The 19,874-nt window shown below is 60.7% G+C and carries 13 protein-coding genes; 5 read left to right on the forward strand and 8 right to left on the reverse strand.

The window, feature by feature from the left end; translation table 11 throughout:
• Window positions 1-20 precede the first annotated feature (20 nt).
• Window positions 21-845, forward strand: a complete 825-nt coding sequence (locus tag M017_RS0121685) for a fumarylacetoacetate hydrolase family protein (RefSeq protein ID WP_035958916.1) — start codon at window positions 21-23, stop codon at window positions 843-845.
• Window positions 846-2,042: a DUF2252 domain-containing protein gene (locus M017_RS0121690; RefSeq protein ID WP_031500291.1), complete on the forward strand. Its 1,197-nt coding sequence runs from the start codon at window positions 846-848 to the stop codon at window positions 2,040-2,042. It begins immediately after the preceding gene.
• On the opposite strand, the gene M017_RS0121695 is transcribed toward M017_RS0121690, so the two are convergent.
• Together M017_RS0121695 and M017_RS0121700 are read right to left on the reverse strand one after the other, a co-directional pair.
• Window positions 2,011-5,022 carry a glycosyltransferase gene (locus M017_RS0121695; RefSeq protein ID WP_031500292.1) on the reverse strand — a complete coding sequence of 1,004 codons (3,012 nt, stop codon included), beginning with the start codon at window positions 5,020-5,022 and terminating at the stop codon, window positions 2,011-2,013. The genes M017_RS0121690 and M017_RS0121695 overlap by 32 nt on opposite strands.
• Entirely contained in the window at window positions 5,000-7,018 is a 2,019-nt protein-coding gene (locus M017_RS0121700; RefSeq protein ID WP_031500293.1) for an HAD-IIIC family phosphatase, read from the reverse strand. Before M017_RS0121700 ends, M017_RS0121695 begins: the two co-directional genes overlap by 23 nt.
• A 189-nt stretch (window positions 7,019-7,207) precedes the next feature.
• Here M017_RS0121700 and M017_RS0121705 point away from each other — a divergent pair, with 189 nt between their 5' ends.
• Entirely contained in the window at window positions 7,208-8,368 is a 1,161-nt protein-coding gene (locus tag M017_RS0121705) for a hypothetical protein (RefSeq protein ID WP_155121558.1), read from the forward strand.
• Here the strand turns inward: M017_RS0121705 and M017_RS0121710 are convergent.
• Window positions 8,365-9,648: a nickel-dependent lactate racemase family protein gene (locus tag M017_RS0121710; protein ID WP_031500295.1), complete on the reverse strand. Its 1,284-nt coding sequence runs from the start codon at window positions 9,646-9,648 to the stop codon at window positions 8,365-8,367. The two genes, M017_RS0121705 and M017_RS0121710, sit on opposite strands and share 4 nt — an antisense overlap.
• 211 nt (window positions 9,649-9,859) lie before the next feature.
• Complete coding sequence (locus M017_RS28130) at window positions 9,860-10,843, reverse strand: RidA family protein (protein WP_051670708.1); 984 nt, start codon at window positions 10,841-10,843, stop codon at window positions 9,860-9,862.
• 33 nt (window positions 10,844-10,876) lie between these two features.
• Between M017_RS28130 and M017_RS0121725 the strand changes: the two genes are divergently transcribed.
• A complete protein-coding gene (locus tag M017_RS0121725) occupies window positions 10,877-12,229 on the forward strand; it encodes an Nramp family divalent metal transporter (RefSeq protein ID WP_051670709.1) in 1,353 nt (450 codons plus the stop codon).
• Here the strand turns inward: M017_RS0121725 and M017_RS0121730 are convergent.
• Together M017_RS0121730 and M017_RS0121735 are read right to left on the reverse strand one after the other, a co-directional pair.
• Complete coding sequence (locus M017_RS0121730; RefSeq protein WP_031500298.1) at window positions 12,177-13,154, reverse strand: NAD(P)/FAD-dependent oxidoreductase; 978 nt, start codon at window positions 13,152-13,154, stop codon at window positions 12,177-12,179. The genes M017_RS0121725 and M017_RS0121730 overlap by 53 nt on opposite strands.
• Window positions 13,147-14,661, reverse strand: a complete 1,515-nt coding sequence (locus M017_RS0121735; RefSeq protein ID WP_031500299.1) for a hypothetical protein — start codon at window positions 14,659-14,661, stop codon at window positions 13,147-13,149. Before M017_RS0121735 ends, M017_RS0121730 begins: the two co-directional genes overlap by 8 nt.
• Before the next feature lie 41 nt (window positions 14,662-14,702).
• Here M017_RS0121735 and M017_RS0121740 point away from each other — a divergent pair, with 41 nt between their 5' ends.
• Window positions 14,703-15,422: an SDR family NAD(P)-dependent oxidoreductase gene (locus tag M017_RS0121740; RefSeq protein WP_031500300.1), complete on the forward strand. Its 720-nt coding sequence runs from the start codon at window positions 14,703-14,705 to the stop codon at window positions 15,420-15,422.
• Here the strand turns inward: M017_RS0121740 and M017_RS0121745 are convergent.
• Window positions 15,408-16,052 (reverse strand): hypothetical protein, encoded by a 645-nt coding sequence (locus tag M017_RS0121745; protein WP_031500301.1) that lies wholly within the window; start codon window positions 16,050-16,052, stop codon window positions 15,408-15,410. The genes M017_RS0121740 and M017_RS0121745 overlap by 15 nt on opposite strands.
• Window positions 16,006-19,866: a cobaltochelatase subunit CobN gene (locus tag M017_RS27000; RefSeq protein WP_035958762.1), complete on the reverse strand. Its 3,861-nt coding sequence runs from the start codon at window positions 19,864-19,866 to the stop codon at window positions 16,006-16,008. Before M017_RS27000 ends, M017_RS0121745 begins: the two co-directional genes overlap by 47 nt.
• Between the last annotated feature and the right edge of the window lie 8 nt (window positions 19,867-19,874).

Consider the following 19,874-nt stretch of genomic DNA (forward strand, 5'->3'; position numbering starts at 1 on the left):
CGTCTATGTCCGGCTTTCAGATGACTCGCAGAAACTCTCTGGCCGCAGTGGCGTTTGCGGCAGCTGCCGCTCCGGCGGCGATCGAACGCTATATCCGCTATCAACACGCGGGCCGCATCTCCTGGGGGCGCCTGGAGGGGGAGCAGATTACACCGCTCAGCAATGCTCCCTATCTGAACGGGCGGCCATTAGGCAGCAAGAAGGCCTTGCGCGAAGTGAAGCTTCTGGCGCCGGCTGATCCTTCGAAAGTCTTCGCCGTCGGGTTGAATTATAAGAGCCACATTGGCAATCGCACCGCGCCGCGCGAACCCGAGATTTTCTACAAGCCCACCACTTGCCTGGTTGCTTCCGGCGAGCCGATCGTGATTCCGGCGGGTGCGAAGAACGTGCACTATGAAGGCGAATTGGTGTTGGTGCTGGCGAAGGGCGGTCGCAATTTGAACCTCGCTCAAGCCAGTGCCGCGATTTTTGGCGCCACCTGCGGCAACGATGTCTCGGAGCGCGACTGGCAGAATGGCAAAGACAAGGACCTGCAATGGTGGCGCGCCAAAGGCAGCGACAGCTTCGGCCCCTTGGGCCCCATGCTCGTGCGCGGTTCGGATTACCAGAAGGCACTGCTCCAAACGCGTCTCAACGGCGAAGTGGTACAGAAGCAACTCACCAGCGACCTGCTCTTCGATTGCCCCACGATCGTCAGCTTCATCTCGAAATATGTCACCCTGGAGGCGGGCGATGTGATCTTCACCGGTACCCCCGGCGCCACACGGAAGATGTCGCCTGGCGATACGGTTGAGGTTGAGATCGACGGCATTGGCCGTTTACGAAATCCTGTTCAGGGGGCGTAGATGAACGTCGCAGATCGAATTCTGGCCTATCATGAGGGACGCGACCCGGACCGGCTCGCGCTGAAGTACCGGCTGATTGCGAATTCGCCTGCCGCCTTCTTCCGCGGCACCGCAAACCTCTTCTATGAGGACCTGTCGAAAGATCTTGCGACGTTGCCGTCATCTCCTAAGGGCTGGATCTGCGGGGACGCGCATCTGGAAAATTTCGGCGTCTACAAAGGCGACAACCGCCTGGTCTACTTTGACTTCAACGACTTTGACGAGGCAGGGCTTGCCCCTGTACTGCATGAAGTGCTTCGGATGTTGACCAGCATCCACATCTCAGCCGAAGAACTATTGCTGAAGCCAGAGGATGGCCGTTTTCTGGCGGAAAGCTTTCTCGCCGATTATGCAATCGCTCTCGGAGAAGGGAAGCCGCGCTGGGTGGAGCGGGCGACAGCCCGCAATGGCGTCCGGGACCTGGTGTATTCCTTGAAGGGCCGCAGCCGGAAGCAACTGCTGCGCAAGCGGACAGTACTCGATCGCGGTTTACGGCGATTGCGGGACGATGGCGAGTTTGCCTTGCCGCTGTTGCCCGGCGATTGGGAACGGCTGCGCGTGTTGCTCGCCCGCTTTGGCGAAGAAGTGGGCCGTCGTGGTTTCTATGAACTGTTGAGCGCGGCGCGCCGGATTGCGGGCAATGGAAGTCTGGGCGTAGGCCGCTTCATCTTGTTGGTGGAGGGTAAGGGTTCGCCACACCACAACTACCTTCTCGATTTGAAGCAGGCCCGTCCAAGCGTCATGGGCGGGCAATCCGGTTGGACCTCGGAGGCACAGCGCGTGGTCACTATCCAGCGGCGTGTGCAGGCTGTTTCTCCGGCTTTTCTCCATGCCGTGACGCTGGACGATGGCTCTTACATCCTGCGGGAACTGATGCCCGGCGAAGACCGCGTGCGCTTGCCGCTCTACGCAGGGCATCCTGCCGGTTTACGGCAATTGCTGAGCGCGCAGGCTCATGTCATGGCCTGGGCTCAATTGCGAGCGAGCGGACGGCAGGGCTCGGCGATTGCCGACGAACTGATCGAATTTGGCAATGACTTCACCTGGCATAACGCCGCGCTCGAATGGGCTCAGTGCTACGCATTGCAAGTGAAGCGCGATCAGCAAGATTTTGCCGCTTCGATGGCTAGCGAGTCGCCAAGCGTCGTAGTTCAGTAACAAAGGCAGCGGGCTCGTGGAGGAGCCAGAAATGATCGCCCGCAACCGGAACATAGCGGAACTCGGTTGCCGTTTCCATGCCCCACTCCTGCACGGGAAGCTGCTGTTCTGCCTCGCCCTTCATCGCGGTGAGTGGCAAGTCAAGCGGTCGTTCTTCCACATAATAGTGCCTGCTGAACATCTCTTGGTCCGAGCGTTGTAAGGCGGGGATCTCCTGTTCGCTCCGTGAACTGACGCGCCGCAGGCGCGGCGCCGAACAACTGGAGACCAGCAGTCCTGTTGCTTGCAGGCCACCGCGACGGCGCAGTTCCCGCGCCACCTCGAAGGCTAAGCCGCCGCCCATCGAATGCCCGGCGAGGATAAACTTTTCCCCAGCTTCGACGATAGTGGCCAACTCGTCACAGAGCACCGGGACGAGCGTCGCAAAATCAGTCGGTGGCTCCTGTCCGGCACGCTCTTCGCGTCCGGGAAGCAGCGCCGGAATCAGGCACAGGCCGTCGTGATTTTCCTCGCGCAAAAATTTCCAGGCTTGTGTCCCGGCTGCCGCCCAAGGAAACAGAAACACCTTCGTGCCCGTGCCCCAACGGATAGGGAATGCACGATTGCCCCATAGCCTGCGCATCTGTTCCAGCCGCAGCGCGAGTAGCTTCCGCTTGGTCTCCGAGAAGTGTCCAATCGTGACATCGAGCGCCGTGCTGCGCTTCGGGCTGGCCAGGACCTTGCGGAAGATCTTCTCGAGTGGTGCGACGGAGAGTCCGCGCAGATAGTCGAGCGCAGCCGCGCGGCCGCGTGCATGCAGTTGCTTCCAATGTTGCGGATTGCCAACCAGGCTCTGCAGGGCGGCCACCCAGGGGCCGAGATCCTGTTCGGGCACTTCGGCTTCTGGAACCATCTGGTCGCTGACCGTCGTCTTGTAGTGGCGGATTTGTTGGATCGGCAGGACATAATCCATGCCGCACATCGCCTCGCGCAAGCCGCCCACATCGGAGGCCAGCACCGGCACGCCGCGCGACAGGCTTTCGAGCACCATGCGGCTGCGCGCCTCGGCCCACAGGCTAGGCACCAGCGTGACCCGCGTCTGGCGCAACACGTCAGTAATGTCCTCCACCCGCGGCAGCAGCGTGATGTTGGGCCGTGCCTCCATCGCTGTGCGGTCCTCACTGGTGGTGCCCCAGCTTGGCACTGCCGCAAACTGCGTCTCGGGCATCGCATCGGCCAGGCCCAGCAGAATCGGCAGCCCCTTTACTGCACTCGGATTGACGAGGGTGACATAGGGGTTCTCGAAGCGTCCGACGTCGGGCGGATTCGAGTCGTCGGACAGCGAAATCGGAACATGCACGGCGTCGAGCCCTGCTTCTTCCCGGCAGTAGCGGGCGACATACTCGCTGACGCCAACGATGGCGTCGGCTCGGCGCAGACGCTCGATACGTTCTTCGCTGTAGGTCGAGGCGTCAGGGCCAAAAGGCAGCGCGATCGTAGCTCGTACTAGATAGACGACACGAGCTTTCTCGTACTGTAAGGCTGGTTCCAGCAGCAGGTGCGCCGGGTCGTCGGTCGAGGCGAGGATGATGTCCGGTTCAAACTCGGCAATATCCTGCTGCAAGGCCTGCCGCAGATTCACCTTCTTGGTGACGACGTGGACGCTGGCGCCATTCAGTTCAAACTGAACGCCCATGCCCTCCCAATCCTGCACCGGCATGCCGCGCCGCGCGATTTCCGCTTCGTAGGCTGCATGATCGCCTTCGCCGAACTTCTCAAGGCGCGTGAAGACGCGTAGCGTATGGCCTTCGCGGGCAAGTGCGGCCATCAGCAGGCGATTCGACTTGTCGCCGCCGCCGGAGCCCGGAAAATAGGTGGAGTTGTGGATTAGATAGATCCGGCGGCGCTTCGGCCGCAGCGTGTGCAGCAGCGCTTCGAGATCGTTTTCGCTGACGCCTTTGACAAAGTCGCGGGCCGCCATCATGACGTGCAGACGTTCGTTGGCGTAGAGCTTCTCATCGCTCATCATCTCGTCGAGCGCCCGTGCCCAGGCATCGACCGGCTGCGCTTCCACTACGCCGACCGGCATTCCTGTTTCATCGCGCTTGGGCAGCCAGCGTTCGATCGGACGCACCGGCAGGCGATAGCGGGAACTGGCCGCCGCCTCCTCGAGCCCGCCATGCGCGCTGACCATCACCGGCACGCCGCGCATCATTGCTTCGGTCACGACCAGGCCAAAGCCTTCGTACCAGAGCGAGGGGGCCAGCAGCAGCGAACTGCGCGCAAACACCTCGTCAATCTCCGGAACGGCATCGAGCACTTCGAGATTCGGCAAAGCCTGCATCGCCGCAATGTCTGCGGAAGTGGTGCCCCAGCCCTTTAGGGCCAGGAACTGCAACTGCGGAAAACGCCGCGCCAGTTCGAGATAGATCGGTAGACCCTTTGCGGTGCAAGGGTTGATCAGCAGAATGCTCTGCTTGTGGAAGTTGTCGTAGGACGGCCAGGGCGGCTCTCCATACATCGCGGGATGTACGACATGAGCCTGCCGTCCCAGATGCTTCTCGATATAGCTCGCCATGTGCGTGCCGATCGAGACGATGGCGAGGGCGTCCTGCAAGAGGGCCGCCGCTTCGGCGTCAGGGTGCCAGGCTTCCGGTCCAAACGGGAACCACTGCGGTGTATGGGCGAGATAGACCAGACGGTCCTTCGCCGTGCGATGCGCCTCGCGGAGCAGCACATGGGACAGGTCCTCGCTTGAGACCAGCACAAAGTCCGGATCGAAATCACGAACGGCATCTCCCACGCGGTTGCCGCTGCGCCCAATCTCTCCGATGCCACGAATCCGGACCCCATCGACAACGGTCTCCCGATCTTCTCCACCGCAAACGACCAGGCATTCATGCCCACGTGCGGCCAGCGCACGGAGCCAGATCAGATTGCTGCGCGTCGATCCACCCTTGGGAGGGTCATAGGAGGCGCTAGCGGCTAACAGAATCCGCATAGCGCTGGTATTCCTCGTTGTATGCTGCTTCAGCTTCTTCGTCGGTCAACGCCCGGATCTCCGCCAACAAATTTGCATATTCTTCACTCCCCACGCCCCCAAAACAGACGAGTTCATCGATCCGCCGTGCCATCTTCTCTAAGGTCACATCTGCCGCGTAAACGTCATCAATACCCAGCGTTACGCCAAACTCTTCTTTCACGCGCATCAGCAGCAACACCACCATCAGCGAATGGCCGCCGAGATCGAAGAAATTGCTGCCTTCGCTGACCGTCTCTGCATGCAGCAGGTCCTGCCAGATCGCGGCCAAGCGCGTCTCGCTCTCCGTTGCCAGTTGCACGCTGCTATGCCCGCGCATCTGCTTGAGGATTGCTGGTACCGTACGCAATTCGCGAGCGATCCGGGCGTAATCCACTTCATGCTGCGCCGGCGCCTGGGCCTTGGGTGCGGCCACCGTTTCCGCCGGGCGGCGGGTATCGACTGCTGTCGCGCGCAGGATTTCCGCAGAAACCCGGGCGGGGAATTCCTTCCAACCCAGACTGTTGAGGAATTGCAGGGCCGGAGCATTTTTTGCGGAGGGGACAAAAGGAATCGAGACCTCGTCACTCCCGAGCCGCGCTCCAAGCCAGGCGAGCACCCGATGCTCCACACCGCGGCCGAGCACGCGGCAACTCAACAGAAAATTCTCGATCCGGTACTCACTTCCTTGTTGGTTGCCCACCAGTAACCCCGTAAATCCGTAGTCACCAAAGCGATCGCGGACATGGATGCCCCAGATCTCGCTGCCACTTGTGGCCAGAGTCTGCAACTCGCCTTCGCTCCGCCGGATGGTGGTGAAGTTGAACTGGTTTGTGCGTTGCGTCAACTGCGCCGCGCGCGGCCATTCTCCACCCTGTACGGGCCGGATGTCGAGCTCCAACTCGAGCGTCTGATAGAAATCTTCGAGCGAGTGCGCCTCATGGAGCGCCTTGCCGAACTCCTGCACCTTCTCGTAGCTGGCCGCGCGTTGCGTGTCTGCTGCGGTGATCCGCATCCGGTCGAAAGCCCAGACATGCTTCAGAAATCCCTCGAACTCTTCCGGTCGCTCCGGCAGTGCCAAGCTCAACACTTCCGGCAACTGCTCATCGACCTCCGATATCTCCTTTGGGTTGTCGTCGAGAAAGATGAAGCTGTCCAGGCCAAGCGACAATTCACTGGCGATGGCGCGCAGGCCGATTGGTTTCGGGTTCCAGTCGATACGATGCGCGGTGATGTCGCTCCAGCGCAGCGGAAACTCCTCGTGCGAGGCAAAGGTGTCGCGAGCATCGGTGAGATTATTCTTGCTGCTGAGCGCCAGCAACATTCCCGCTTCCCGTTGCTGCAAGGCAAAGCGTTGCAAGGCATGGTGCCCGGGAGTTAAGAAAACTCCCTCGGCCCCGTCTTCGCCGCAGATGCCACTCCACAGCGTGTGGTCACAATCGAGCGCCAGTACCTTGTAGGGTGCATGGAGAATCGCGTGCGCCGCGCGGACGACGGCACTGCCGAGCGCGATGAAATACTCCGCGGTATACGGTATGCCGCCCAGCTTTTCGCCTTCTTCACTGAAACGATGCTCGACGGGATACCAGTCCTGGATCCGGCCGGGCGTCAACAGATAGGTTCCGGGCATCTCGTGCCACCAACCGGGCAGTTCTTCATCGGGCACTACAAGCAGGGGAGCGGCGAGCTGTCCGGCTTTCGCTTCAATTGCGGCCCGCAGTGCGTTCGCATTTTCTTCGCGTCTCCTGGCATCGCCCAGGTCGCGCCAGCGAAACAGCAGAACATTCAGGCCATGGGTATTGGTTCCAAAAACGCTGGCTGGATCGAGTAGTGTCTGAATCACCTGCCCGAAGGGGGCAAACTGCGTTGTGAACTCGGAATGGAGCGGACCCCGCCAGAACTCGATCGTGTGTTCGATCGGCTCAGCAGTGAAAGTGGAGGCAAATGCAAAGCAGAAGGGGACGGAAGTGGACGCCAAACTTCCATTCTACTCGCCGGAAATCAGCAGCGGGCACTATAGTTTTTTGTCCTATATTCCGATCTAAAGTTTGTAGAACCGGCCCTTCGTTGAGAGGTCCCAGTGAGCAAACATCAGATTTCCGCGAAGCGGTGGCTATGGGCACCAGGCATTTACAACCTTCCGCGGTTGTTGAGCTTGACTGTCCTGATGGTGTCCTTCTTCAGTCTTGTCCTGAATTGGGCGCTGCCAGCCACCTATCGCGGTACAGTACCAACGATTTTCCGCATCAACGCGCCCTCCGCGCTTGCCTTTTTGCTGCTGGCGCTGAGTGTGCGCCTGACGCGGTGGGAACGGCTTGATCTGCGGTCGGCCCATCGTGCGCGCTTGGCTCGTGTTTGTGCGGGGGTAGCTGCGCTCTTGACTCTTTTCGATACCGTACTGCGTGGGCAGGTCAATCTCGAGGTGCCCACGCCGGTGTTGCTGGCCGTGTCCCATTGCCTGCTTGCGGCGGTGATCATTCTACAGGCCTACGGCAAAAGCTTTTTTACCCGCCGTGTTTTGCTCGTTGTTTCTGCGGTGACCAGCGTCTGGCTGATGCTGGCAAATCTCTATTCGGTCAATGGCAACATTCCCGCGGACCTCACTTGCGATCCCGCTGCCGCAACTCTGATTTTCCTGCTGACTCTTTCGCTCTGTCTGGCGGAGACCCGTAACGGATTGATTCCATTGACTGTGACTTCCGTTTTAGGGGATCGCGCGAGTGTGCACCTGTTTCTGGCCGCGATTTTAGTTCCGCTCGGAATGGGGTTGATCCGGCTGGGAGTGGAGCAGCATATTCGCGTTTCGCCAAATCTCATGATTGCGCTTCATGTGCTCGCCACGCTCTGCGTGATGGTGGCGCTGATCGCCTATAGTCTGAATGCGGCAAAAGGCCGCTTTGACGAACAGCGGCGCCTGCAACTGGAATTCGAGCGCGGCGAGCGCACCTTCCAGGCCCTTCTCGAACAGGGTTCAGAAGTATATCTCACGATCAGCTTTGCGGGCCGGGTGATGAGTTGCAATGCGAACGCGATTCACTACCTCGGGTTGCCCGATGTGTCGAAGAAGATCGTTTGCATTGAGGACATCATCCTTCCGGAGTCGCGAGACAAGATGCGGCAACTTCCTGAAACGCTCCTCCGGAATCTGTCGAGCAATACGGTGCTGCTGTTTCGTCTTGCGGATGGGGATGCCATGCCGCTGTTTGTGACGGCAGCATGCCGGATGCGCCACGGATCTCCAGAAGAGATCCTGTTGGTGGGCCGGGCCTTGCCGCTGGGTCTGCGGAGTCCAAAGGCGAGCCAGTCTTTGCTGGCTCTTGGCACTTAAGCGGCGACGGGCTCTTCCACGCGGGCCAGCACATACGGGCCTTCGGGGATGACCGCAATTTTCGCATTTGCCGGTAAGCCCTCCACCAGCGCCCGCATCGCCGAATCAAAATCACGAAACACCGGTCCCCACATGGCTTTGTGGTATTCCTCCGGCACTCCCGGGGTGAGGAAGAGAACCTGCTTCTTCTCCAAAACCAACGCGAGCTTTTCCAATTGCCACTGATCCACCTGCACCGGCGCATGCTCGACGGCGTCGAGGAAGGCCTGAGGCGAGGAAAAAGCCTGGATCATCTCGCGGAACTCCGGTGCGCCAGCTCCTTCGGTACACTCGGCGCAGATCAAAATCCTGCCTCCATCGCGGACAATGTGCGAGGCGGCGGTGACACCCTTGACGGCCTGGTAGAAGGTGAGATCGAGCGGATAGCCGGCGCAGGTGGTGACCACGGCATCGACCGGCGAATCGAGACGCTCCAGCATCACCTGGCTGACAAACTCCACTCCGGCTTCGTGTGCGCGTTCCGGATGGCCGGCAAAGACGCCTGCAATCTCGCGCTTGCGCGTCAAGGCGACGTCGAGCATGAAGTTCTGTCCGGCGATGCGGGCAATCTCCTGTAGTTCGCGATGGAGCGGATTCGCCTCGATGGAACCTTCGACGCTCAGCCGGTTTCGCATGAAGCGCGGGCTGTGAATCACCTTAATCGTTTCTTGCGCGGCGAGGCCCGGAGCCACCAGCTTGCGGCCGCCCGAGAAGCCAAGCATCAGATGGGGTTCGATGAAGCCGAGCGTGATGCGCAGATCGGCGCTGACAAAAGCTTCCGCAATATGAATTGGAATGCCGCTTTTTGTTGCCCCAAGATAGCGATGGTCAGACAGGATTTTTGCGTCATGGTTGAAAATCTTGTAGCTGGCGGCGATCTCCGGTCCGAGGATCTCGTCCAACTCGGCGTGTGTGGCAATGCGGTGGAGCCCGGTGGCGATACAGATCGTGATGCCGTCTTTGGGGATCCCCGCATCTTCGAGAACTTTTAAGAGGACCGGCAGTGTCCGGCGGTTCGGCACGGGCCGGGTGATATCGCAAACGGAGATGGCTGCTGTTTTTTTGCCTGCGGCCAGTTCGCGCAAAGGGAGGCATCCGATCGGATGTTCGAGCGCCGCCTCGAGTGCGGCCTTTTCATCGGCGACGGGAGCGGCTGATTTCGCCTCGAGGAGTCGATAATCAAAGCCATCCGGTAGCTGCGCGTTCAGTCCAGCCTTGCCAAAGGCCAATTCCACGTTCATGAACGAAAACTACCACAGTTTGGTCTGAAAATTGCTTCCATGACGCGTATAGGTCGTGAGGTTGATATGACATTTGCTGCTACCATCTGCGGGCTGATCATTGTAGGGCTTTTCTTTGCCATGCTTTCCGGATCGCCGAAAGAATCTAAGTTCGAGTAGTGCCTGCTCTCGCCACTGTGGCAATTTTACACACCTGCGTGTAGATTGACCCTCAGTGAGCGTTGTCCCAATTGATGTTCATCACCCACCACCGCGTCCCATCAAAAAACAATTGCAAGGAATTGAAGCCCTTGCGCACATAAGCCGGATTGGATCCCATGCGGATTCCAAACTCGCTCCAGACATGTGCCAGGCCTTCGAATCGCAACTCTTTCCGGCTGAGTTCGTCCTCAGCGAAGCCATTCTGTTTCATCGTCTTCCCGTTGCGGGAGATATAGTCCTCCACGGTTGCGGTGCGCAGCCGTGCCGTCGGGTGCATGATGTAGCGAAAGCGGTCCCAGTCCTGCGCCGAAATGGAACGGTACACGGCTTTCACGATGGCATCGATACTTGCGACATCGTCAGGAAAAGTCTTCGCATCGGCGACGCCGTTTAGGCCTACCTGTGCGCCGAGCGCCAGCGCGGGCACCTCGACAATCGTCACGGCGAGTGTCGGGCTGGGGCCGAAATAGCGCGCGAGCCCTTCTTCAACTACCTCGCGTGGCATCGCCGCTGTGTGATAAACCGTTGCCTGCAGCATCTGGCTGGGAGAGATCTGCGCCGTTTCTAAGACCTTGCCTAGCCGGCTGAGGCAGAGATTCATCTGTGCCTCGGGAGACTCTGGCACCTTGCCGGTATTGGAATCGCGCCCGAGAATCCCGGCAATAAAGAACTTGTCAGGAGTCAGAATCCCCGGCGTGATCGGAACGCTGTTGGTGACATTGGGCGGCGTCAGTCCCTTCAACTCTGCCTCGCCGGTATAGAGCACCGCGTTGAGCCCCATCTTCATTCCCGGGCTCAACTTGCTCTCGACGGTATTGCGGGCGGGCTTCAGGGCAGGGAAGTAAGTTTCATAGACACGATTCATCGCGGCGTAGTCGGCAATGTCGGCGAGGTAAACCGTGGTGGCCACCACCTTCCCCTTGGGCAGCTTCTCCATGCACTCCCGATAGGCCTTGCATTCGATATTTGCGACATATTTGTAGTCGATTGCCATGAGGCTAAGGAGTAGTGTGATAGTTTGCATCGAGTGCTCAAAGATCCTTATCAGTATCATCCGGAAGATGTTGCCGAACCACCCATAGGATTCTGGAACATTCTCAGGCGCATTGGTCCGGGGATGATCCTCGCGGCCAGCATTGTTGGCTCCGGCGAACTCATTGCCACCACCACGCTCGGGGCGGAGGTCGGCTTCGCCGCGCTTTGGATCATCGTGATCAGTTGCCTGATCAAACCGGCGGTACAAGCTGAACTTGGACGCTATAGCATCGCGACGGGACAAACCGGACTGGCAGGACTCAATGAGGTTCCTGGGCCGCGATGGAAGGTGAACTGGATTGTCTGGGGTTGGGTGGTGATGGTGGCAATGACACGCTTCCAGATCGGGGCGATGTTTGGCGGTGTCGCGCTCACGATGCATGCGATTGTTCCGGCGATCTCGATTACGGCCTGGATCTTCATTCTGCTTGCGATCACGTTGGCTTTGTTACTCGGTGGTGGCTACGAGCGCATCGAAGGCTTGGCGACGCTGAAGGTCTGCCTGTTCACGATGCTGACTCTGCTTTGTGCGATCCTGCTCACCCGGCGGAGCGATATCTTCCACTGGAGCGAAGTGTGGCAGGGCTTTGAGTTTCAACTTCCGGGGAGTGGCTTAGCGACGGCGGTCGCTGTTTTCGGAATCACCGGTGTGGGGGCGTCCGAGCTTTTCATGTACCCCTATTGGTGCGTTGAAAAGGGCTATGCGCGCTACACCGGTCCGCGTGACGGAACGCCTGCCTGGAAGCACCGTGCACACGGCTGGCTCCGTGTGATGAACGTTGACATCCTCGCAACGATGGTGATTTACACGGTGGCCACGGCTGCTTTCTACTTGTTGGGCGCGGGCATTCTGCACAAGCTGCACCTGGTGCCGAAATCGAATGAGACGATCTCCGTGCTGTCGCGCATGTACACTGAAACGCTCGGCGAATGGGCCTTGCCGCTCTTCTACATTGGCGCCATTGCCACTTTATATGGAACGATCTTTGCGGCGACTGCGGCGGACAGCCGGGTTTCCGCCGATCTTTGCCGCCTGATGGGAGCCTTCCAATCTGAGGACTACGCGGCGCGCATCCGTTATCGCAATGGCTTCGTTTGGGTTCTGACCATCGTACCGGTGATCCTGGTGCTGATCTTCCAGGAGCCTGTCGCCATGGTGAAGGCGGGCGGTGTCGCCCAGGCGCTAATGTTGCCGGTGATCTCGATCGGCGCGCTCTACCTGCACCGGAAGAAGATGCCGGAAGCGGCAAAGGCCGGCCCGCTGATGAGCCTTTCATTGTGGATTGCGACGATTACAATCGTGGCGGCGATTGGCTATTACGCCATTCGAACTTTTCTGGGCTAGGGCGGCTGAGGCGATAGAGCAGTGGGCCGGGCAGCAGCCGTGCCAAGTTGGGGATGAAGGGCCAGGCGAGCGCCCGCCGCATCAGCGTGGACCAGCGGAAGGAGGGGAGCAGTAACCTGCGGCACTCGTTGAGGTGCTGTTCGCTGCTGCGGCCTTCGAGAACTGAGCGCGCGGCCAGTTGACCCGTTGCCACGGCGCAGAGCATGCCGGAGCCGGTGAAAGGATCGACGAAACTCAGAGCGTCGCCGCAGAGATAGCCGGTGCTTGCCTCGGTGGGGCCATAGAACAGCGGGCCGGTGAAGATCCAATCCATCTTGCGTTCCAGGCCATCGAGACGAGCGGCAAGCTTTGCTTGCGAGGCCACCCAGCGATCTCCCGAGAAACCGACAGCTGTCAGCTCTTCCTCCCGGGCAATGCCGCAAACATTGGTGAGGCCATCCTCGATCGGATTCACGCCGGTATAGCCGGCATCCTGGAAGTAAAGCTCGACTGCCGCATTTGTGCGTCCGCTGAAATGAGCCTTATAGCCGAAATAGCGTTGGCCGCGTTGGCTGACGGGCTTACGTCCATGGGCGACGATCGCGCGCGGATGGGGTTTGCCGCTGGTCCGGATGAGCGTGGCTCCCCGTTCGACTGCGGCATCGAGCAGCACTTGATCGAGGCGGTAGCGGCTGATTCCCAGCGCTGGCTCGGGCAGGGCAAAGCGCTGCTCGGCCGTTGGCCAGATCAATGCTGACTCGCGGATGGCTGCGCCTTCTAATCTCACTTCACTGAGTAGGCGTACGGCAGCAGGATCAAGAAATTCTCCACACACCTTATGGCGCGGGAATTTTGACTTCTCGTATAAGGTGACCGTCTGGCCTGCTCGCAAGAGCTCAAGAGCGGCTGCACAGCCTGCCAGGCTCGCTCCGATGATGTCAGGCATTGCCGGAGCTGGCGTTCTCTCCTGCCAGACGCTTTAACACTTCGGCGACGGGGCGTGGGTAATAGCTGGGTTCAGAATAGCGGAGCTGGCTTTCTCGCAACTGCGCTTCCTGCAGTTTCTCCATGGCGTGGTGCGGCTCGCCGCTGAGCCACAGGTAATGGCCGTCGAGCTCGGTGCGTGCGACGCTGAGTTCTTCTGGCAACGGGAAGTTGGTCAGCCGCAGGAACTCGCCCAGCGCCTTGTCCATGGCCCGGATGTGTTGCTGCGCTGCTGTGGCGTCGTGCGTTTTGTGGATGGCGGCCAGCGCCAGCAGCCAATGACGCCAGGCCTGGAAGCGCGGCTGCTGGATGTCGGGAACCAGCTTGGTGTCGCTGGCCAGATCCCACATCTCATGTTGGGCGATGGTGCGCAGGGCCGCGAAGAAGCCTTGCCGGTAAGCGCCGAACATTGCATCGGGCTTGGCCGCATCTGCGGGTGTATCGCCATAGGCCAGAAGGTGACGAGCACATTCGAGAGCCTTCTGCGGCTGGTTGTCCATCGAATAGGTCATCGCCAGGAAGTGGACGTTGTGTCCGTGGTGCCCGAGACCGTATTCCTTGTCCTTCGCCATGTATTGCAGCTCGAGACGCATGCAGCCAGCGAAGGCGTTTTGTGCTTCTTTGAGCTTGCCGGTCTGGGCATAAATGTGGCCGGGCATGTGGACGGCATGGGGGATGTTCGGCACGAGCCGCGCGTAGGCGGAGCAGCTTGGCCAGGCTTCCGCCGCAAAGCTCGAGCCTTCGTAGCCATGAATGATGTAGTGGTGGAGGCCGGGATGCTCCGGGGCCTCCGGCAGCAGGTTGCGCAGGATCTCGATCGATTCCATGGTGCCCTGGCGAGGCTTGTGATCTGGCAGCGTAAAGCCGCGCATGGTCGCAAGCGACAGGAAGAGTCTTGCTTCAATCTCGTTCGGATAGACAGCCAGCAGCTTGCGCAGCCCGTCGATATAGTCCTGGTCGGGATTCTTCGATTTCGGGTCGCACTTGCCTTGGATGGAGTCGACATAGAGCCGCTCAATGGTGGAGAGGTCTTTCCGCTTGGCCGCGAGATCGCGCGCCTTCTGGGCGGCTTCCCAGGCACGGGGAGTGGTGCGGGCCTGTTTGCCGAACATCTCGTCCATGTTTTCTTGTTGGAACTTTGGCCGGTAGTCCCCGGAGGCGGCCATCGCGACGCCCCACCAGGGCATGGGCGCTTCGGGGTCCAGGGATGCGGCCATCCGGAAGCTCCGCTCTGCTTCCCGGGCCCAAAAGCTATGCAACTGGGCGACGCCCTGCTCGAAGAACTTCAGCGCGACATGCGGGGCGATCGTGATCGGAAAATTGACTTGGCCCATGCCCCCCATCAGGACAGCAGGCAAACTGGGTGCGCCGGCTGTTGGCGGAGGCGTGCAGCCGTGCCCTGCTTGTTCTGGCGCTTTTTGTGCCAGCAACGGCGCTGCGATCAGGCTGAGGACGGAGCGTCGATTCATCCCCTGATTCTAACGGGTCCGGTCATGATATTGGTGGGCATATGGCATTTACGTCCCTCGAGGGAAAAACCGTGTTGGTGACCGGCGCTGCGAAGCGCATTGGACGATCCATTGCGATGCGGCTCTATCGTGAGAAGGCGCGAGTCCTGATTCATTACGGCAACTCGCGCCAGGATGCGGAAGAAGTGAGCGCTTTGTGCGGCCATGCTCCGATTTTCCAGGCCGATCTGTCGAAGGTGAGCGAAATTGAACGCTTGTTCCAGGAAGTTGGACCTCTTGATTGCCTGGTGAACAACGCCGCTCGCTTCACCAAGATCGATCCGCTGCTGGTGACCGAGGCGGACTGGGATTTCATTCATTCGACCAACCTCAAGGCTTACTTCTTCTGCGCCCAACATGCGGCCCGGCAGATGCTGCAATCTGAGCACGGCGGCAGGATCGTCAACATCTCTTCGATTGGCGGTATCCAGGCCTGGCCGATGTATGTGCACTACTGCGCCTCCAAGGCCGGTGTGATTCATATGACCAAGGCCATGGCCCGAGCCTGGGCTCCCAAGATCAGCGTGAACAGCGTTGCTCCTGGAGCGATTCCCTTTGAAGAAGCGGATTCTGCGCCCTTGCAGGCACTGAAGGAGCGCACGCCTGCGGGTCGCTTCGGAACCGGCGACGAGATTGCGGATGCGGTTGTCTATTTCCTCACCGCGACCCAGTTTGTGACCGGGCAGTTGACGGTGGTCGATGGCGGCTTAACGCTGACTTAGGGCCGGCAAGGTGAGCGTGGCGGTGAAGAATTCCCAGTCTGCCGTCGTGTGGTCCGGATAACTGCGCACCACGGTTGCCGTCAGTTGGGAAGCCTGTGTGAGCGCGGGAAGCGGCAGTTGTCCCGCGCCGTTGGTGCGCCCGATTGGCTTTCCATTCAGGTTGATCTGGACGTCGTAGACCGGTTGGCCCCGAAACTTCAACTGCACCAGTTGCGGATGTAGAAGGATCAACTCGACAGGAAGATTCAGCTCGATTGGGATGATCTCTTCCGGCGCGCCGACGCGGACCAGGGTCTTGGCGTAATCGGTGCTGAGGATTCTTGCCGGCTGGGCGCTGAGCTTGTACTGCTTGCGATACTGCTGCACCATGCTGATCCCTTCCTGGCGGATCAGTTGCTCGAAGTCCGGAGCCTTCACTGTGCGCACCACGGCTCGGGTGGCCGCGCTGATCCAGTATGTGCCCGGGGCGGGCAGCGTGAGCGTCGGCGGATCCCAATAGCCGCTGGCTTTGGCCGACTTCCAGCGCAAGTGCTGGGCCTTCTGTTCAGCCACCGGGATATTCACCGGACCGGGCGAGACCAACTCATGGGTGCCGGGAATCAGAAAGAGAGTGGAGAGGAGTGCGATCACTTGTATCCAGAGTATGACGACGGAGGAAGGCGGAGACCGCACCCGCGCCCAGACAAGCCAGAACCAGGCTGAGCCAGAGAACCGGGTTCTCATCGAAGACCCGGCGGGCGCGGCGGGCAAAATTGGAAACGCGGATCATGTTGATCTGCGGCATCGGCTTCGGTGCTGCGATCGCCTGCTTCTGCCTGGACGCAGGACGGACTGCTTCCTCGAAGCTCTTGGCAACAGCCTGGGAATCGGCATTGCTCGCCTCAGCGATGACGGACTGCTGGAGCCGCTGATTGCCGCAGGTGTTGGCCGAACAGGCGACGCCGTTCTTGCTGACGAGTTGCGAGAACTCGTGCAGGAGCTGGCGCTTATCTGCGGCGTTGAACTTGTAGACGCCTTGGCGGTCGATCTCAAGAAGACGGGCGACAAGGTTCTGGCGCATGGCCGGGTTGGCCTGATCGAAGAAGCCCTTGAGGCCAAGTTTGTACTCGTCTGCGACATAGACGTCGTACATCTTCTTCCATGCTTCGGGCGCGATGGTCTCGGGCGCGGTGGCCTGCCAGCCGTACAGATGCTCGACCGCCTTGGTCATCTCACGTGCGCCGGAGTAGCCTTCCTTCTGCATCTCGGCAATCCACTTGGGGTTCCAGTTGCGCGCGTTCAGCTCGGTGGCGATGAAGTTGCGGGCGCTCTCGAGCTTTTCATCGCCGTGGCGGCGCATGTTGTTGACCAACAGCTCCGGCTTAGCTCCGGCGGCTTCGGAAGCAATGAGGAGGCCTCCCATCCACTGGTAGACGTCGTCGTTGTCGACGGCTCCGTAGAGATTGGAAGAGCGGCTGTGCAGGATGACTTCGTTGCCCTGGAGCTGGCTTTCGAGCAGCTTTGGCACTGTGCTGCCCCAGGCGGACTCGGTGTAGACATAGTTCATCTTCGAGAGGTAAAGCTCGGCCATCGTATTGGCTTCGTCTTTGTCGCGGCTCTGTTCGACAAACTTCTCGAGTCCGAAGCCGTAAGCGCCCGGGGCGGTGGTAAAGACGCGGGCTCCGGCGACGGCGGCAGCTTGCTTCGGGTCGACCCCGGCGGCGAGGAGTTTGGCTTCGGTCTGACGGTTCTGCCTGCTGAGCGCGTTGTCGCCTGCTGAGGCAGCCAGATGGGCAGCGCGGTCGAGGAGCAGGATCTTGTCGGGCAGGCCGTCGCGGTAGAGTCCGCTGACGGTGAAGACGACGTTGACGCGCGGGCGGCCGAGTTCGGCGTCGGGAATCAGCTTCAGCCGGTCGGGGACGCCTCGTTGATTCCATTCGGGCTCGACGCCCATGAGGTAAAGCGCTTGCGCTTCCATCGCCCCCTGGTGACGGCCGGTCTCGCCTTGCCAGAGCACCATCGAGAGACGCTCCGGATAGCGGCCGTGGCTTCGTTTGTGTTGTTCGAGAAGTTGATTCGCCATCCGCTTGCCCACTTCCCAGGCGGCTTTGGTGGGCAGTAGGCTGGGGTCGCCCTGGTGCAGGTTGCGGCCGGTGGGGAGACCGGCGGGCACGGCGATGGGGTCTCCGACGGGAGCACTCGAAACGAAGCCAGCGTTGAGGGCTTCAATGAGGACTTCGAGTTCGCGGGAGGGGGATTGGCGGAGCTTGGCGAGCCAGGTGGCGGTGGCGTCGATGGCCGCGGCGTTGGGGGCGCCGATTGGCTTCGTTCCGTCAAAAATCGCATTCGCCCAATCGGGAATCAGCGCGGCCCAACGCTTCGATTCGGTGGGGGAAAAGTTCGAATCGAGGAAGGTGGCCAGCGCGGCGCGGACGCGGTCTTCTGAGGGCATCTTGCCCAGAGTCGGGAGGCCCAGGGGAATGGGTGCGTCCTCGATGCTTTCGAGGAAGTTGCTGACTTCTTCGAGCGGGATCTGCTTGTCGATGCCGGCCTTTGCCATCGCCTCGGTGGCTTGTTTTGCGTAGACGGCGGCGAGGCCCGGTGAAGTCTCTCGTGTCAGTTCCCATTGGTTGACCGCCTCGCGGAGCGCGGCGAAGCGATCCTCTTTGCCCGCGCGGACGAGCATTGGCGTGAGGTGGCTGAGATCCACAGCGGCGGCGCGGCGGCGAGCCTGCACCGCCTCTCCGTCGCCGTCCATGATGTAGTAATTCAGATTCGGCAAGTCGCCGAGGATGACTTCCGAGCAATCCCATCCGGCCTGGCCTGCGTTCTTGCCGGGCAGCCATTCGAGGGTGCCATGACGGCCCATGTGAATGACTGCGTCGGCTTGAAACTGGTGGCGGTAGTAGAGGTAAGCGGCGACATAGCCGTGGTGGGGCGGGAGCGTGCCGCTGTGCTGGACATTGGTATATTCGGCGAAGCTCGCGCGGAGCAGTTGCGGGCCGAGGAAGACGTTGTCGAGAGTGATGCCGGGGATGACGAAGAACTTGCGGCCACGATCGTCCTTCCAGGTCATCAGTGTGGCGGCTTCGGGCTGCCCCCAGCGGCCGTTGATCGAATCGCGAAAGCGCTGCGGCAGGTCGCGAAACCATTGCTGGTAGCGATCGACCGGCAGCAGGGTGACGCCGCCTTCGGCGATCATCTTCGTCAGTTCGCCCGGAGCCCAGGTCTCGACGTTGCGGCCGGTCTTCTCCAGTTGAGAAAGGATCTTCCCGGCAGTGGGGATGCGGGCTCCCACCTGGTAGCCAGCCTGGTTCAGAGTTTTGAGAACCGCCTCGATGCTAGGTGGGAGATTCAGGTAACTCGCGCCGAGATTTCCTTTGCCGGGCGGGTTGTTGTAGTAAAGGATGGCGAGGCGCTTCTGGGCGTTTGGTTTGTCGGCGAGGCTGACCCAGCGGCGGGCGCGGCGGGCGGCCATTTCGATGCGTTCGGGGATGGGCAGGGTGTGGGCGAGACCATGGGCATCCAGCTCCGTGGTGGCGACGAGGATGGGGTCCGTAGCTCCGGCTGATTCCGGGTTGGCGATCGAGGTGGCGATGCGGTCTGTGCTGACGCCGCGTGGGGTTTCGGCCCAGGTGGCGTAGTTGTCGCGCGTGGTGATGAGGCTGATGGTGTGGACATTCTGCTTTTGGAGAAAGAGGATGTCTTCGGGACGCGTGAGGCTGAGGGTGAAGGTGAGCAGCACGCGGAGCGGATCTTGCGCGGGGGCCTCGAAGACTTTCTCCAGCGTGTGGTGCGGCCAGCCGACGATGCCTGCCGCGGCGAGGCCTTCTTTCTCGAGAGCGCGGAGCTGGGCGTCGATGAAGGCCAAGTCGCCGTTCTTCAGAAAGGTGTGGAAGAAGCCAAGAGCGGCGAGGCGGCCCTGCTTCGGTTTCGCTTGCCGGTACCAGGCGAGGTAGTCGGTGAGATTCGGAAAGAGGCGCGGCGCATCGGGATGGTAGATGCCCGTCTTGGGGACTTCGATGGGCGGTGGAATGTCGAACTGCTTGCGGCCACCGGCTTCCCGATAGGCCGTGCGGAAGAAGGCCCGCAGATTCGCGTCGCCGCCGTTCTGGAAGTAGGGCAGCAGGCGGCGGGTGAGCGCGAGCGAGGGCTCGACGCCCCAGGCGCGTTGCACGAGGTCGGGTGTGTCGGTAGCGACTCGCATGCCTTTGGCGATGGCCTCGAGTGCGAGTGTCTTTGAGCGGGTGAGGAAGTCCTGACTGGGGTGCTCGAGGAAGAGCACTTGGACGCCGTCGAGATCTGGCAGCCGGAGGTCTTCCCGCGCGAGTGTGCATTCGAAGTCGGGTATTTCCTTTTGCAGTTCGGTGAGGATGGCCGGTGCGCTTTGGGCGCTGCGCAGCAAGAGGACGGCGCGCGGTTGCGCGCAGGCGGACAGAGCAAGAAGGAAGAGCAGGTGGCGCATCGTTTTGC

It is taken from the genome of Bryobacter aggregatus MPL3 (assembly GCF_000702445.1).
GTDB classification, from domain to species: Bacteria; Acidobacteriota; Terriglobia; order Bryobacterales; family Bryobacteraceae; genus Bryobacter; species Bryobacter aggregatus.

Bases quoted from the DNA above. Each gene is read 5' to 3' on its own strand.
- M017_RS0121685 (WP_035958916.1), top strand. From the start codon at position 21: ATGACTCGCAGAAACTCTCTGGCCGCAGTGGCGTTTGCGGCAGCTGCC.
- M017_RS0121690 (WP_031500291.1), top strand. From the start codon at position 846: ATGAACGTCGCAGATCGAATTCTGGCCTATCATGAGGGACGCGACCCG.
- M017_RS0121695 (WP_031500292.1), bottom strand. From the start codon at position 5,022: ATGCGGATTCTGTTAGCCGCTAGCGCCTCCTATGACCCTCCCAAGGGT.
- M017_RS0121705 (WP_155121558.1), top strand. From the start codon at position 7,208: ATGGTGTCCTTCTTCAGTCTTGTCCTGAATTGGGCGCTGCCAGCCACC.
- M017_RS0121710 (WP_031500295.1), bottom strand. From the start codon at position 9,648: ATGAACGTGGAATTGGCCTTTGGCAAGGCTGGACTGAACGCGCAGCTA.
- M017_RS28130 (WP_051670708.1), bottom strand. From the start codon at position 10,843: ATGGCAATCGACTACAAATATGTCGCAAATATCGAATGCAAGGCCTAT.
- M017_RS0121730 (WP_031500298.1), bottom strand. From the start codon at position 13,154: ATGCCTGACATCATCGGAGCGAGCCTGGCAGGCTGTGCAGCCGCTCTT.
- M017_RS0121735 (WP_031500299.1), bottom strand. From the start codon at position 14,661: ATGAATCGACGCTCCGTCCTCAGCCTGATCGCAGCGCCGTTGCTGGCA.
- M017_RS0121740 (WP_031500300.1), top strand. From the start codon at position 14,703: ATGGCATTTACGTCCCTCGAGGGAAAAACCGTGTTGGTGACCGGCGCT.
- M017_RS27000 (WP_035958762.1), bottom strand. From the start codon at position 19,866: ATGCGCCACCTGCTCTTCCTTCTTGCTCTGTCCGCCTGCGCGCAACCG.